Source organism: Sphingomonas sp. SKA58 (assembly GCF_000153545.1).
Taxonomy (GTDB): Bacteria; Pseudomonadota; Alphaproteobacteria; order Sphingomonadales; family Sphingomonadaceae; genus Sphingobium; species Sphingobium soli.
Window position 1 is genome coordinate 730,743 of sequence record NZ_CH959306.1, and the last position, 14,885, is coordinate 745,627.

Here is a 14,885-nt window from a genome sequence, read left to right on the forward strand (position 1 = left end):
AAGGCGGGGCCACAGGGGTTCCCCCTTTCTTTGCCATGGAGACGCATATGAAGATCAATCGCAGCGGATCGGCGGCCTGGAGCGGCGGCCTGAAGGATGGAAAGGGCACGATTTCGACCCAGAGCGGCGCGCTCGACGCCTATCCCTATGGTTTCGCCACGCGGTTTGAAGGCGTGCCCGGCAGCAACCCCGAAGAACTGATCGCCGCCGCCCATGCGTCCTGCTTCACCATGGCGCTCTCGATGATCCTGGGAGAAGCGGGGCTGACCGCGGAGAAGATGGAAACCAGCGCTGTCGTGACCCTGGAACAACAGGATGGCGGCTTCGCCGTCACCGCCAGCCGCCTGTCGCTCAAGGCGACCATCCCCAGCGCCGACGATGAAACATTTCAGGAGCTTGCGGCCAAGGCGAAGGCCAATTGCCCGATTTCCAAGCTGCTGAAGGCCGAGATCAGCCTCGAGGCGGAACTGCTGAACTGACGACTGGTCGCCTGGCGCGGACATGTTCGCGCCAGGCGATATACAGGCCGCTGGCAACGATCAGGGCCGCGCCGATCCAGGTGGTGGCGAGCGGCCAGTTCTCGCCGATTGCAACGCCCAGCAACGTGGTCCAGATGATCGCGCTATAATCCATCGGCAGGACGACGGATACCGGTCCCCAGCGCAGCGCTGCGGTCAGACATAGCTGTGCAATGCCGCCGAACAGGCCGATCATCAGCAACAGGCCCCATGTCATCCAATCGTGATTTTGCGCGACAAGGGGCATGGCCAGCCCCAGCGGGATCATCGACAGGGTCGTGAACCAGAAGACGACGACGCCGGCTGGTTCTGTCCGGCCAAGTTCACGCAGCACCAGGCTGACGCTGGCCGTCACCAGTGCAGCGGCGATGGCGACGGCGACGCCCTGAAGCGGGAAATGGCCGGCATCCGGCCGGATCATCACCAGCACGCCGACAAAGCCAAGCGCCACCGCGCCCCAGCGATGCCATCCGGTCGCCTCGCGCAGGATGAGCGCGGACAGGATGGTGCCGAATATGGGCATGGTGAAGCCGATCGTCGCGGCTTCAGCAGGTGGCAGCAGGATATAGGAAAGGAAATTGAGGCACATGCCGGTGAGGCCTATGGCCATGCGGCTGGCATGGACGCCGATCCGCTTGGTGCGCACGGTCGCAAGCCCGCCTGCCGACATGAGCCAGATCGCCACCACCGGCAGGGCGAGCGCCTGGCGATAGAAGAGAGATTCGATGACATGCACGCCGCGCTCGCTTGCCAGCCGCACCGTGATGAACATCACCGACAGGCAGATGACTGCGGTCAGGCGCAGCGCAATGGCGAAAAGCGGGCGGTGGGGGCGGGCGGGGGCAGTCACGCCCCCGCCTTAGCCTACCCGGGCGCGGGCGCAAGCAGCTTGCCCGCCGCCCGGATCATGCCGTGGGCTTGCGGAATTTCAGCGTCATCCGGTCGCTTTCGCCAATGCCCATATATTTGGCCTTGTCGACATCCTTGTTGCGCAGCACTGGCGGAAGGGTCCACACGCCCTTGTCCCAATCGGCTGTATCCTTGGGATTGGCGTTCACTTCGGACGCGCCGACATATTCAAATCCCGCGTCCTCGGCCAGCTTGCGCACGGTCGAAACCTTGAGATAGCCGCTCTTCATTTCCGCGGCGCTGTCGCGATCCTCCGGCAGGCGGTGATCGACCACGCCCAGCGTGCCGCCGGGTTTCAGCATCGTGTAGAAGGCCTTGAACGTATCGGCCGCCTTGCCGCCCATGACCATGTTGTGGACATTGCGGAAGGTCAGGACCGTGTCCACGCTGCCCGCAGGGATGTTGGCGGCCTCTTCGGGATAGGCGACCAGCTTGACCTGATCATAGACCGGATTGGACGCCAGGAAGCTCTTATACCCGTCCAGATAGCTGCCGCTCGGTTGCAAGGCGTAAAAGGTGCCATGATCGCGGATCAGCGGCGCCAGAATTTCCGAATACCAACCGCCGCTGGGCGAATATTCGACCACGGTCTGCATTGGCGTGACGCCGAAAAAGGCGAGCGTCTCGGCCGGATGGCGATATTGGTCGCGCGCGACATTGGCGGGCTTGCGGGTGGGCGCGGCAACGGCGGCGGCGATCGGATCGGCCGCCATCTGGTGGCCGGCATGGGCATCATGCTGCGCCAGCAGCGGCATGGCGGGCAGGGCTAGGCCGGCAATCGCCAGGCCAATCGGAACGAGACGGTTCATGGCACCAATCCTCTCTTCATCGCGGATGAAGGCAGATGTGCCGTTGTCGACAGGGGTGCGCAAGGGGCGGCGGGGAATATTCCCCGCCAGCCACGCAATGTTACAGACAGGCTTCCAGGAAAGGCTGATCGAACCCGAACATCCGCGCCTTGTCCAGCGTATAGGGGCGCAGCCCCATGGAGCGATATTCGCCTACGATCTTCCCGCTATCGTCCTCGTCATGATATTCGAACTTGAACAGTTCCTGCGTGACGATGACGTCGCCTTCCATGCCGATGACTTCGGTGACGTTGGTGACGCGGCGCGACCCGTCGCGCAGGCGCTTCACCTGGACGATGAGGTCCACCGAATCGGCGATCTGCTTGGAAATGGCTTCCTTGGGGATTTTGATGTCGCCCATCAGAATCATGTTTTCCATACGGCCCAGGCATTCGCGCGGGCTGTTGGCGTGAAGCGTACACATCGACCCGTCATGGCCCGTATTCATCGCGGCGAGCAGATCGAAACATTCCGCGCCACGAATTTCGCCCAGGATGATGCGGTCAGGGCGCATACGCAGGGCGTTCTTGACAAGGTCGCCGATGGTGATCGCGCCCTGACCCTCCAGGTTGGGCGGGCGGGTTTCGAGCGGCAGCCAGTGCGGCTGTTGCAGGCGCAGTTCGGCCGCGTCCTCGATCGTCAGCACGCGCTCGCCCGGGTCGATCATCTTCGACAGGGCATTAAGCATCGTTGTCTTGCCCGAACCGGTGCCGCCCGAAATGACGATGTTGAACCGGCACGCGCCCGCGATCTTGAGCGCGGTCGCCATCTTCGGCGACATTGCGCCCCATTGCGCCAACATGTCGATGGTGATCGGCTTGGCCGAAAATTTACGGATCGAAATCGCCGTGCCGCGCAGCGAAAGCGGCGGCACGATGACATTGACGCGCGAACCGTCGGGGAGGCGGGCGTCGGCCAGCGGCGTGGTCTGATCGACGCGGCGGCCGACCTTGTTCACGATGCGCTGGGCGATCTGAAACAGATGCTCCTCATCGCGGAACTTGATCGGCGCGACCTGCAGCTTGCCCTTCTTTTCGATATAGGTCTGTTCCGGGCCATTGACCATGATGTCGGTCACATCCGGGTCGGACAGCAGCTCTTCGAGCGGACCAAGGCCCAGCAGTTCATCGACCAGCACTTTTTCCAGCGCGAATTGTTCGCGGCGGTTGAGCGTCAGTTTCAGTTCCGCCAGCACTTCCATGATGATCGGGCGGAACTCCTCCGCCAGTTCATCCTTGGTCAGCGTCGCCGCCGCTTCGGGATCGACACGCTCCAGCAGGCGGGGCAGCACCTGTTCCTTGATCTTGTGGACGCTGGCTTCAAAACCCTGCGGCCCGGCATCGGGCACATGCTCTGCATTGGCGCGCTCGGACAGGCGCGACATGGCGTCGGCGTTGCGCTGCATCTGGCTGGTCGGCGCGGCAAGCGGATCGAACGGTGCTTCGCCGGGCAGGGACGCGATATCCAATGGCGGAAATTGATCGCCGCCGACCGGCAACTCCTCTTTGGTGGCGGTCCCGCCCCCCTGCATCGGGCGTGCAATGCCAAAGCCGGGCTTGGTGCCGGCAGGTCCATTCTTCCGTCCAAAGGCGCTCATATTTCTCCGCCATCATTGCGTGATCGGTCCGGCGAACCCGATAGGACCGATGTAAGACTGAAAAAGGTGAATAGGCTGGAAACTTTGATAAATGCCTAATGCCGGGGGCTGGCGATCGCAGGCGCAGTGACGAAGCGCGGGTCCGTGCCGAACCACGCGCCCACCAGCCGCGCGCCATCCAGCAGCTTGCGGCCCTGCGGCGTGATGTGGATACGCCCCTGGTCTACCCGGATATTGCCCGACAGGCTCTGTTCGGCGATCCGCCGGTCGATCTGGCGCATGTCGCCCAGATACTGGCGGACATAGACCTGTTCCAGCCCCGCAGCGTCCAATTGCCCGTCCTGCCGCTCGATCCGCGCGAGCAGAAACATGGTGATCGACCGGTCGAAGGTGACGGGAAAGACGATCAGGAAGCTGATGTTGAAGGCAAGCGACAGGGCGACCGCGCCTACCAGCGTCTCCGGGGACAGGTTAAGCCGATGCCGCGCGATGATGCCGGCGAACAGCAGGAGGAATGCGGTCACACCGGCGATTGCCACGCCCCTGTAAAACAGAATGGCGACGTAGCCCAGCAGCGGACTGCGGATCAATGCGACATAGAGCAGGAAGCCCAGCGCCATGGTGGCGCAATAGGCCAGCGCCAGCAGCAGCAGGCTGCGGATCAGGGTCATGGCAGGGTCTTTCTGGGCAGGACCTTTCGGGTCGGGGATGCGATGCAGATGTCGGCCGTGCGGTAGAGGCAGGGCAGGGCGGCGGGCGGGCCGCCCAGCGCCTTCCACGCCGGATCGCGCCGGGTGAAGAGCAGAGTGTCGCTCCGCCCGCGCGCGGCGCGATCCCGATATTGGGCCAGCGTCAGCGGCTGCGTAAAGACCGGCGTGAGCAGCGCCACGCGCGCGGCCACGGCGTGCCGGTCCGCCCCGAACAGGAAGGCGTCGCTGTCCGCAACCGCCGGCCAGTGTCGGGTATAGAGGCCGAAATCGAGCGCCCGCCGCTTGAGCACTGGATTATGCTGGAGCGTCGCGCTTTCGGGCAGATGCCGGTCGGCCCAGCGATACGCGTCGCGCAGGGCGTGGGCCATGGCGGGGTCGTCATTGACCTCGATCGCGCGGACGGGGAAGGCGGGCGCGCGAATGAGGCGCAGGCCGACAATGTCCCAGACCGTGCCGGTGAGGCCGAGAGCCAGGAGCAGTCCGCCCAGGGCCCCAAAGCGCCGCGCCGCGTCGTCCTCCTGCGCCACCCGCATCGTCCAGATCATCAGCGGCACAAGGATGAACAGGGCCGCGCGCCAGCCCAGGTCATTGTTGATGATGACCGATTGCAGGAAGCTCGCGACCAACAGTCCCGCTACCAGGGTGCCGAGCAACAGGGCGCGCACCGGGCGGCCCGCCGCATCGGTCGGCCGCGCGCTGCGGGCATAGAGGCTTGCGCCCAGCATCACGAACCCAAATTCCAGCGCATAGTTGAGCGGCAGGAGGATGAGGCTCCAAAGCTGCGCGGTGAGGTCATGGCCGGCGAACAACAAAGTGAAGGGGCGGATATGCAGCGCCACCGGAAAGACATCGGGCGCGCGGCCATGGATGAGGTCGAGGCATTGGGGTACCGACAAGAGCAGTGCGACGACGCCCGACAGCAGCAGCGTGCCATCCCGCCGCCATAGCGCCATCATGCCCCAGACGATAAGGACCGGCGCGAGGGTCAGGCTGATCCACACTGACGCGCCGAACATGCTGGCGTAGGCCGCGCCAGCCCCTACGGCCAGCCACAGGCGCTGCGGCGTCTCACGGCTGCGCGCCCGCGCGTTCAGCAGCAATCCTGTCCACCCCGCGACCAGCGCTAGAATGTGGTGCGGCACCCAGATGGTCGAGGTGGCGAACATGCGAATCTCGCTGTTCCAATTCTCGATTTCCGGTTCGATCCGCCCGACCATCAGGTAGCGCAGCGCCATGAAGAGAAGGTCCGCGCCCGCGACAAAGCACAGCAGGATGGCGATCATCAGCACGCGCCGGCCACGTCCTTCCCGGATCAGGCTGGCGTCAGCGGCGATGCGCCACAGCAGGGCGACGACCGCAATGCCCGTCCAATAGGCGCAGGCGGCAAAGGCCATGACCGGCGATATGTGAAAGCCGCTCGCCCAGCGAATCGCGGCGGGCCAGACATAGAAATAATGATAATAGCCCGCGATCCCGTCGCGCGCGAAAAAGGGATCGGTGAAGGGAATGCCCTGCCGCGCAATCTGCTCGATCACGGCGGCATGCTTGACCATGTCGAACACGACAAGGCTTTGATAGAGCCGCCCGTCGCGATCGAAATCCATGAGCGTCCAGGCGCAGATCAGCCACCAGCCCAGCGCGATCAGCAGAAAGAGGCCAGCGCCGTGACAGGCGGACGTAGCGCCCTTCATTCGGCTGACACCCAGCATAGCGAGTGCGCCATTGAGCAGCAGCATGCCCGGCATGCCGATAGCCCGGATGGCGAGGACATCCAATACTGGCAGGATGGCGAGCGACAGGAGCATCGCCCAGCCGGCGCGCGGCCAGAAGCCTTCCGCCGCCGCCAGTCCGGCACGGTCCAGCAGCCGCAGCAGTCCGAAGCCGGCGAGGCAGAATAGCATCGGCGCGAGCAGCGTCGCGCCGACCAGACCGCCAAGATCCTCTAGCAGATAGGACATGCACACTCCCCGACCGATCATCGATCTAAGCGCGCAAGGTTAAGGAGCTGCTAACCAGAAAAGGGCCGCGCCTCCATGTCGGAGGGCGGCCCTTTTTCATTTCGGTGCAAGGGCGGGTCAGCCCGCCTTTTCGGCCAGGACCGTCAGACCCTTTTCATTCACTTCGGCAAAGCCGCCTTCGACCGGGATCACTTCGGGCGCGGCGCCCGCGCTGGCGAAAATCTGGATCGCGCCGTCGCGCACGGTCGACATGAAGGGGGCATGGCCCTCCAGCACACCGAAATCGCCATCGGTGCCGGGCACGACGACCTGATAGACTTCCACCGAGCGGACCAGCTTTTCCGGCGTCACGAGTTCGAAATGCAGTGCCATATCATTTTCTCCCCCCTCCCTATCAGGGAGGGGCCGGGGGTGGGTGCCATTGCGAAGCGATGGCCTGCGCCCTAGCCGAGAAGGTGGAAGCTCGCTTCGCTCGCTACCCACCCCTCAATCCCTTCCCTATAAGGGAAGGGAGGGTTTGTTTTTACGCCGCTTCAGCGGCCAGCTTCTTAGCCTTCTCGACCGCTTCGTCGATGCCGCCGACCATGTAGAAGGCGTTTTCGGGCAGATGGTCATATTCGCCTTCGACCACGGCCTTGAACGACTTCACCGTGTCTTCGATCTGGACGAACTTGCCCGAAATGCCGGTGAAGACTTCGGCGACGTGGAAGGGCTGCGACAGGAACTTCTGGATCTTGCGCGCGCGTGCGACGGTCAGCTTGTCCTCTTCGCTGAGCTCATCCATGCCCAGGATCGCGATGATGTCCTGCAGCGACTTGTACTTCTGCAGGATCGACTGGACCGCACGAGCGGTTTCATAATGCTCCTGACCGACGACGCGGGGTTCCAGAACGCGGCTGGTCGAGTCCAGCGGGTCGACCGCCGGATAGATGCCCAGCTCCGAAATGGCGCGGTTGAGAACCGTGGTGGCGTCCAAGTGCGCGAAGCTGGTCGCCGGCGCCGGGTCGGTCAAGTCGTCCGCGGGGACGTACACAGCCTGCACAGAAGTGATCGACCCCTTGTTGGTCGAGGTGATGCGTTCCTGCAAAGCGCCCATGTCGGTCGACAGGGTCGGCTGATAGCCCACGGCCGAAGGAATGCGGCCGAGCAGGGCCGACACTTCCGCGCCCGCCTGGGTGAAGCGGAAGATGTTGTCGACGAAGAACAGCACGTCCTGATTTTCGACGTCGCGGAAATATTCGGCGATGGTCAGGCCCGACAGGGCGACGCGCGCGCGGGCGCCCGGCGGTTCGTTCATCTGGCCGTACACCAGCGCAACCTTCGACCCTTCGCTGATCGCGTTGCCGTCGGCATCCTTGGCGATGACGTTGGCGTCGAGGAATTCATGGTACAGATCGTTACCTTCACGGGTGCGTTCGCCCACGCCTGCGAAGACCGAGGTGCCGCCATGACCCTTGGCGATGTTGTTGATGAGTTCCTGGATAAGCACGGTCTTGCCAACGCCCGCGCCGCCGAACAGGCCGATCTTGCCGCCCTTGGCATAGGGCGCCAGAAGGTCGATGACCTTGATGCCGGTGACGAGGATCGACGCGTCGGTCGACTGGTCGATGAATTCCGGTGCCTTGGCGTGGATGGGCGAGCGCAGTTCGGTCTGGACCGGGCCGCGTTCGTCGATCGGTTCACCCACAACGTTCAGGATGCGGCCGAGCGTGGCCGGGCCGACGGGGACGCTGATCTGCGCGCCGGTGTCGGTCACTTCCTGACCGCGGGTCAGGCCGTCGGTCGAGTCCATCGCGATGGTGCGGACAGTGTTCTCGCCCAGATGCTGGGCGACTTCCAGCACAAGGCGCTGGCCGTTGTTGCTGGTTTCCAGCGCCGAAAGGATCGCCGGGAGCGCATCGGGGAAGGTCACGTCGACGACGGCGCCGATGACCTGCGAAATGCGGCCTACATTGTTGGTGGTTGCCATGACTTCGTTTCCTTGCCTCAATGCAATCTGCGTCTAAATCTAAAAACCAATAAAACCAGACTTAAGCCGGCACATAGCAGCGGTGCCCACAAAATTCCTCGGCCATCACCCCAAAGCAGATAGTAGCCTGTAAAAATCAAAACGTTTCCCATGAGTATGAACAGAACGACATCTTCCTGCTCAACTAACCTGTTTTCACGCTCTGTTTTTTCAAATGGCGTCAGCCTGCTTTCATCATATTCCTTCTGCTCTTTCCGAGCCCGCTTCATCGCGGCTCGAAAATTCCTGTCCATCTTTAAAGCGCCTCCGCGCCCGAGATGATTTCGACCAATTCGGTGGTGATCGCGGCCTGCCGGCTGCGGTTATACTGGATGGTCAGTTTGTTGATAAGGTCGCCGGCGTTGCGGGTCGCATTGTCCATCGCGGTCATCGACGCGCCCTGTTCGGACGCGTTGTTTTCCAGCAGCGCCTTGAAGAGCTGTACCGTGACGTTGCGCGGCAGCAGGTCGTCCAGGATCGCTTCCTCGCTTGGTTCATATTCTACCGTCGCGGGGATGGCGTTGCGGTCGGCATCGGCGGGGATTTTCACCGGGATGATCTGCTGCTCGGTCGGGATCTGCGCCAGCGCCGACTTGAAGCGCGAATAGAAGAGGTGCGCGACATCGAACTTGCCGTTCAGATACATGTCGCTCAGCTCATGCGCGATCGCCTGGGCCTGGTCGAAGCCCGGCTCCTTGACACCCGTAGTGTCATATTGCGCGACGATCTTGCCGGGATATGTGCGGTTGATGACCGGACGGCCCTTGCGGCCGATCAGGTAAAATTGCACCTTCTTGCCGTCCAGTTCCAGCGCGCGGGCCTTGGCGAGCGCAGCCTTGACGATGTTGGCGTTGAATGCGCCGGCCAGGCCACGGTCGGAGTTGGCGACGACCAGCAGGTGGACGTCATCCTTGCCCGTGCCCGCCAGCAGCGGCGAAGCGCCTTCGCCCGAACCACCGGCAATCTTGGTCGCAAGGCTGGCGACGACCGCTTCCAGCCGCTCGCTATAGGGACGCGCGGCTTCGGCCGCGGCCTGCGCCTTGCGCAGCTTCGCGGCGGCGACCATCTGCTTGGCCTTGGTGATCTTCTGGGTCGATTTGACCGACCCGATCCGGATTTTCAGTTCCTTGAGGCTGGGCATGACGAACCTTCTGGTTCGTCATCCTGACGAAGGCTGAAACGAGTCACTTGCCTCATTTCAGGATCTCGCGCCTCCAGGTTCAACCCTTGCGGCCCGAGATCCCAGCCTTCGCCGGGATGACGGATTTAACTCTTACGCGAAAGTCTTGCCGAAGCTGTCGAGCGCGGCCTTGAGCTTGCCCTTGGCGTCGTCGCCCAGATCCTTGCTGTCGCGGATCGCGGCCAGCACTTGCGGATGATCGTGGCGCAGATAGGCCAGCATCATTTCCTCATAGCGGGTCACATCCTTGACGGCGACATTGTCGAGATAGCCGTTGGTGCCGGCAAAGATCGACGCGGTCTGCTCTTCGAAGGGCAGGGGCGAGAATTGCGGCTGCTTGAGCAATTCGGTCAGGCGCGCGCCGCGATTGAGCAGCTTCTGGGTCGAGGCGTCGAGGTCCGAACCGAACTGGGCGAAGGCCGCCATTTCGCGATACTGCGCCAGCTCCAGCTTGATCGAGCCCGACACCTTCTTCATCGCCTTGGTCTGCGCGGCGGAACCGACGCGCGACACCGACAGACCGACGTTGATGGCCGGACGAATGCCCTGGTAGAAAAGGTTGGTTTCCAGGAAGATCTGGCCGTCGGTAATCGAAATCACGTTGGTCGGGATGTAGGCCGACACGTCGCCCGCCTGCGTTTCGATGATCGGCAGCGCGGTCAGCGATCCATTGCCATTGGCGTCGTTCATCTTGGCCGCGCGCTCCAGCAGGCGGCTGTGCAGGTAGAACACGTCGCCGGGATAGGCTTCGCGGCCCGGAGGACGACGCAGCAGCAGCGACATCTGGCGATAGGCGACGGCCTGCTTGGACAGATCGTCATAGACGATGACGGCGTGCATGCCATTGTCGCGGAAATATTCGCCCATGGTGACGCCGGTGTAGGGCGCAAGATACTGGAGCGGCGCGGGTTCCGAAGCGGTCGCGGCGACGACGATCGAATAGTCCATCGCGCCATTTTCTTCGAGCTGCTTGACGATCTGCGCGACGGTCGAGCGCTTCTGGCCGATGGCGACGTAGATGCAATAGAGCTTCTTGCTCTCGTCATCGCCCGCGTTGATGCCCTTCTGGTTGATGAAGGTGTCGATCGCGACGGCGGTCTTGCCGGTCTGACGGTCGCCGATGATCAGCTCGCGCTGGCCACGGCCGACGGGGACGAGGGCGTCGATCGCCTTGAGGCCGGTCTGCACGGGTTCATGCACCGACTTGCGGGGGATGATGCCCGGCGCCTTGACTTCCACGCGCTTGCGCTCGGTGTACTGGATCGGGCCCTTGCCGTCGATCGGATTGCCGAGGCCATCGACCACGCGGCCGAGCAGGCCCTTGCCCACGGGCACGTCGACGATGGTGCCGGTGCGCTTGACGACGTCACCTTCCTTGATCTCGGCGTCCGAACCGAAGATCACGACCCCGACATTGTCGGCTTCCAGGTTCAGCGCCATGCCCTGCACGCCATTGGCGAACTCGACCATTTCGCCCGCCTGGACATTGTCGAGGCCATGGACGCGGGCGATGCCGTCGCCGACCTTGAGCACGGAACCGACTTCGCTCACCTGCGCTTCGGTGCCGAAATTGGCGATCTGGTCCTTGATGACCTTCGAAATTTCTGCGGCGTTGATATCCATGTTCAGCCTTTCAGCCTTTCATCGCGTGGGCGAGCGTGTTCAAACGGGTACGAATGGAGGAATCGATCATCTGGCTGCCGATCTTGACGACCAGACCGCCCAGGATCGCGGGATCGACCTTGGTGCTGACCGCCACGTCCCGGCCGACGCGCGCGCGCAGGTTCCGGGCGAGCGCGGCGACCTGATCGGCGTCGAGCGGATGGGCGCTGGTCACTTCGGCGCGGGCCTCGCCCTTGTGATTCGACAGCAATGTTTCATAGGCGCGGATAACCGCGGGCAACTGGGCCAGGCGACGGTTCTGCGCCAGTACGCCCAGGAATTTCGTGGTCAGCGCGTCGATGCCCATGGTGGATGCGACGGCGGCGATCGTCTTGCCCGATGCGTCGCGGCTCAACACCGGATTGTTGATCAGCGCCTTGAGGTCCGCCGATTCGGCCAGCGCCGCCTTCAGCGCGGCCAGGCTGCCGGCCACGGTGTCGAGCGACTGTGCGTCGCGCGCCAGATCAAACAGCGCCACCGCATAGCGGCCGCTGAGGCTGGCCTGTATCCCGCCGCTAGTCTCCACGCGCTTTCCGTCCTCCACTTGATTTGCAGGTCGTGCAAAAAAGAGGGGCGCGGTGTGATGCCGTCCCGAACCCCTGTCGCGGGCCGGTTAGCAGTGCCCATATGACTATGCAAGTCATGTGACACGATTCCGGCCTAAGGTCGGACGGGGGACTATTTGCCTGAGTTTTTTCTCGCGCCGCGTTCGGCTCAGCGCGCGTCGTCAGCCGGCGCGAGCCGTCCCTTCTGGCAATGATAGACGATGCGTTCATTGGGCTGGGCCGGCAAAAGCGCGGCGGCGTCCGACCGCAGGGTGGCAATCTGTCGCAACAGGTCGGGATCGCTGCCGCATCCCTTGATCGGCTTGTCCTTCACCAGCGCGCGGAGCTTTTCCATCGTATCAAGGTCAGGCAGCCAGCGTTCCACCCGCAAGGTGCCGGTGGCGGGGTCAAATCGGCTGGAGGAGACATAATTGCCCTCGGCGGGTACGACGGTGCGCTGCCACGCCGTGCCGTCGGCGCCATATTGCGTCTCGCCATTCACGCAGCCGCCTTCGGCCCAGTTGAAGGCGATGTCATTGGGCTGCGACACGGTCAGGCGGCTGCGGGGCAGGTCGACCTTGCAGATATTGTCGCCGGCCCAGGCGAAGGCGCTGTTGGCGGTCACGCCCTTGTCCTGCGGCATCTTCACCCGCTCGTCGATGCCATCGAAACTGGGCTTGAAGACGAAGAGGCCCAGCGCGCCGAGCAACGCCACGCCGCCGCCCGCCAGCAGCCAGGTCGCCTGCCTTTCCTTGCCCTGCGTATAAAACAGGCCGCCCGCGCCCAGCCCCAGCACCGCGATCGCCAGCAGCACCGCCGCGCCCGCCATCGCATTTTCGCGCGCGGTGATGATGTCGCGCTCCGCATCGTCGCGCGCCTTGGCGAGCGCCGCGTCGCGCGCCTGGCTGACGGCGCGGTCCTTCTGTTCGCTCGCCTGCGCCTCGCGCTGCGTCAGCGACGCTTCGGCGGCATCGGCCTCCGCCATCGACCGGCACGGGACGACGGTATGCAGTGACGCCACGCCCGCCTGCCGCAGGAAGGAGGCGATTTCGCGCCAGGATACGGCAAAGCCGAACTCCGCGTCATTGCCGTCGGAAATCGACCCGAAGCTGTTGACCCCCAGCACCCGGCCGCAATCATCGACCAGCGGCCCGCCGCTGTTGCCCGCCGCAAGCGGCGCGGTGTGCAGGATGGTGTCGAAACTCTGGCTCGCCCGCCCCGACGAGATATTGCCGCTGGTCTTCACCGTCGCCAGCGGTTCGACCATCTGCTTGAGGCCAAGCCCCTGCGCGCGGTCGACCGTGCCGGGATAGCCGATCGCGGTGACATGCTGACCATCGGCCACCGCACCCGCGTAAAAGGTGCTGACCGGCAGGCTCCCTTCCTCCAGCTGGATAAGCGCCAGGTCGTTGCCGGGCGAATAGGCGATGATTCGCCCGCCATAGGTTTTGCTGCCTTCGGACGGGATGACCCCGATCACCAGATTGCGTTCTTCCCGCGCCAGTTCGACGACATGGGCGTTGGTCAGCACCTTGTCCGGCGCGACCGCAAAGCCGCTGCCATGGCCCACGAAATAGGCGTCGGCCCCGTCCGTCGCGACCAGCGCCACGCGCACCACGCCGCGCGCGGCGGCGGCAATGTCCTGCTGTTCGGCATGGAGCGGCATCGGCGCCAGCAGCGCGAGGATAAGGCCAAGAAGGGGGGCGAAGCGGCGGAGTAGGGCGACCATCGTGGCGCATTCATATGCAATGCCGGGCGCGGTGCAATCGGGAAAAGGCGAAATGCTTTGACGGCAAGGCGTGGGAAGCAGGGCGCGCGGGGGAGATTTATGTCCTATATCCATGACACCCATGACTCGCCCTGCCCACGCCACCATGCCCGATCCCGACGCCTGCTGGGCCGCTTTCCTGCGCCGCGACCGGGCGATGGACGGGCGGTTCGTGGGCTGCGTGTCCACCACCGGCATCTATTGCAAGCCCAGTTGCGCCGCGCGCCATCCACGGCGGGAAAATATGTCCTTTCTGCCCCATCCCGCAGCCGCGCGCGCGGCGGGTTTTCGCGCCTGCTTGCGTTGCCGCCCGGACGAGGTCGGGCGCGACCGGTTGGCGGTGGAGGCGGCCATCACGATGATCGAAGGGGCGGAGGAAGCGCCCCGGCTGGACGCGATCGCCGCCCATGTCGGCTATGCGCCGCATCATTTCCATCGCCTGTTCAAGCGCGAAACCGGCATGACGCCCGCCGCCTGGGCGCGCGCGCTGCGAACCGAGCGGCTGAAAGCGGCGCTTGGGGTGGAATCGCGAATCACCGATGCCATTTACGAAGCGGGCTATGCCGCGCCCAGCCGCGCCTATGCCGATGCGCAGCGTCATCTGGGCATGACGCCGTCAGCGTGGAAGGATGGCGGGCGCGGCGTCACCATCCGCTGGGGCACCGTCGACACCAGCCTGGGGTCTGTTCTGGTCGCCGCCACGGACAAGGGCCTGTGCCGCATCAGCTTTGGCGAGGGCGAGGCGGACTTGCGCGCGCGCTTCCCCCATGCGCGGCTGTGCCCGGCCGACGCGGCGCTCGACGTCATGGCCGGCCATGTCGCCGCTTTGGTCGAGGACCCGCGCGCCGATGTGGCACTGCCGACCGATGTACAGGGCACCGCCTTTCAGCAAGCCGTCTGGGCGGCGCTGCGCGCGATCCCGCCGGGCGAAACGCGCAGCTATGGTGAAATCGCCGCCGCCATCGGTCGCCCCGGCGCGGTCCGCGCGGCGGGCAGCGCCTGCGGCGACAACCGGCTGGCTGTTCTCATCCCCTGCCACCGGGTGCTGCGCAGTGACGGCGCATTGGGCGGCTATGCCTGGGGGCTGGAGCGCAAGCAGGCGCTGCTCGCTCGGGAAAAGGGCAAGTAGCGGAAAAATTTAGGCTTTCGTCCGCTTCCCTTTTGCGCCACCGTGATGCGGGG

14 protein-coding genes are annotated in these 14,885 nt (G+C 64.2%); 2 read left to right on the forward strand and 12 right to left on the reverse strand.

The annotated features are described in order from the left end of the window. Positions 1-47: 47 nt before the first annotated feature. On the forward strand, positions 48-479 hold the full coding sequence (locus tag SKA58_RS04000) for an OsmC family protein (protein WP_037542555.1): 432 nt from the start codon (positions 48-50) through the stop codon (positions 477-479). Here the strand turns inward: SKA58_RS04000 and SKA58_RS04005 are convergent. The 12 genes from SKA58_RS04005 to SKA58_RS04060 form a co-directional block, all read right to left on the reverse strand. After that, on the reverse strand, positions 451-1,329 hold the full coding sequence (locus tag SKA58_RS04005) for a DMT family transporter (RefSeq protein ID WP_371388877.1): 879 nt from the start codon (positions 1,327-1,329) through the stop codon (positions 451-453). The two genes, SKA58_RS04000 and SKA58_RS04005, sit on opposite strands and share 29 nt — an antisense overlap. A gap of 94 nt (positions 1,330-1,423) precedes the next feature. After that, entirely contained in the window at positions 1,424-2,236 is an 813-nt protein-coding gene (locus SKA58_RS04010; protein ID WP_037542557.1) for a class I SAM-dependent methyltransferase, read from the reverse strand. 100 nt (positions 2,237-2,336) lie between these two features. Beyond that, positions 2,337-3,872, reverse strand: coding sequence for a CpaF family protein (locus SKA58_RS04015; protein ID WP_009821077.1), 1,536 nt, complete (start codon positions 3,870-3,872; stop codon positions 2,337-2,339). A gap of 95 nt (positions 3,873-3,967) precedes the next feature. After that, positions 3,968-4,543 carry a hypothetical protein gene (locus SKA58_RS04020; protein WP_009821078.1) on the reverse strand — a complete coding sequence of 192 codons (576 nt, stop codon included), beginning with the start codon at positions 4,541-4,543 and terminating at the stop codon, positions 3,968-3,970. Next, complete coding sequence (locus SKA58_RS04025) at positions 4,540-6,540, reverse strand: hypothetical protein (RefSeq protein WP_037542101.1); 2,001 nt, start codon at positions 6,538-6,540, stop codon at positions 4,540-4,542. Before SKA58_RS04025 ends, SKA58_RS04020 begins: the two co-directional genes overlap by 4 nt. 117 nt (positions 6,541-6,657) lie before the next feature. After that, complete coding sequence (locus tag SKA58_RS04030) at positions 6,658-6,912, reverse strand: ATP synthase F1 subunit epsilon (RefSeq protein WP_009821080.1); 255 nt, start codon at positions 6,910-6,912, stop codon at positions 6,658-6,660. A gap of 151 nt (positions 6,913-7,063) precedes the next feature. Continuing rightward, entirely contained in the window at positions 7,064-8,509 is a 1,446-nt protein-coding gene (gene atpD / locus SKA58_RS04035) for a F0F1 ATP synthase subunit beta (protein WP_009821081.1), read from the reverse strand. 17 nt (positions 8,510-8,526) lie between these two features. Next, entirely contained in the window at positions 8,527-8,802 is a 276-nt protein-coding gene (locus SKA58_RS04040) for a hypothetical protein (RefSeq protein ID WP_037542103.1), read from the reverse strand. Between the two features lie 2 nt (positions 8,803-8,804). After that, positions 8,805-9,689 carry a F0F1 ATP synthase subunit gamma gene (locus tag SKA58_RS04045; protein ID WP_009821082.1) on the reverse strand — a complete coding sequence of 295 codons (885 nt, stop codon included), beginning with the start codon at positions 9,687-9,689 and terminating at the stop codon, positions 8,805-8,807. A gap of 132 nt (positions 9,690-9,821) precedes the next feature. Beyond that, a complete protein-coding gene (gene atpA / locus SKA58_RS04050) occupies positions 9,822-11,351 on the reverse strand; it encodes a F0F1 ATP synthase subunit alpha (protein WP_009821083.1) in 1,530 nt (509 codons plus the stop codon). A 10-nt stretch (positions 11,352-11,361) separates the two neighbouring features. Further along, positions 11,362-11,916, reverse strand: a complete 555-nt coding sequence (locus SKA58_RS04055; protein WP_037542558.1) for a F0F1 ATP synthase subunit delta — start codon at positions 11,914-11,916, stop codon at positions 11,362-11,364. Positions 11,917-12,104: 188 nt separating this feature from the next. Beyond that, positions 12,105-13,664, reverse strand: a complete 1,560-nt coding sequence (locus tag SKA58_RS04060) for a S1C family serine protease (RefSeq protein WP_009821085.1) — start codon at positions 13,662-13,664, stop codon at positions 12,105-12,107. A 112-nt stretch (positions 13,665-13,776) separates the two neighbouring features. Between SKA58_RS04060 and ada the strand changes: the two genes are divergently transcribed. Continuing rightward, positions 13,777-14,832: a bifunctional DNA-binding transcriptional regulator/O6-methylguanine-DNA methyltransferase Ada gene (gene ada, locus SKA58_RS04065; protein ID WP_037542104.1), complete on the forward strand. Its 1,056-nt coding sequence runs from the start codon at positions 13,777-13,779 to the stop codon at positions 14,830-14,832. The last annotated feature ends 53 nt before the right edge of the window (positions 14,833-14,885 follow it).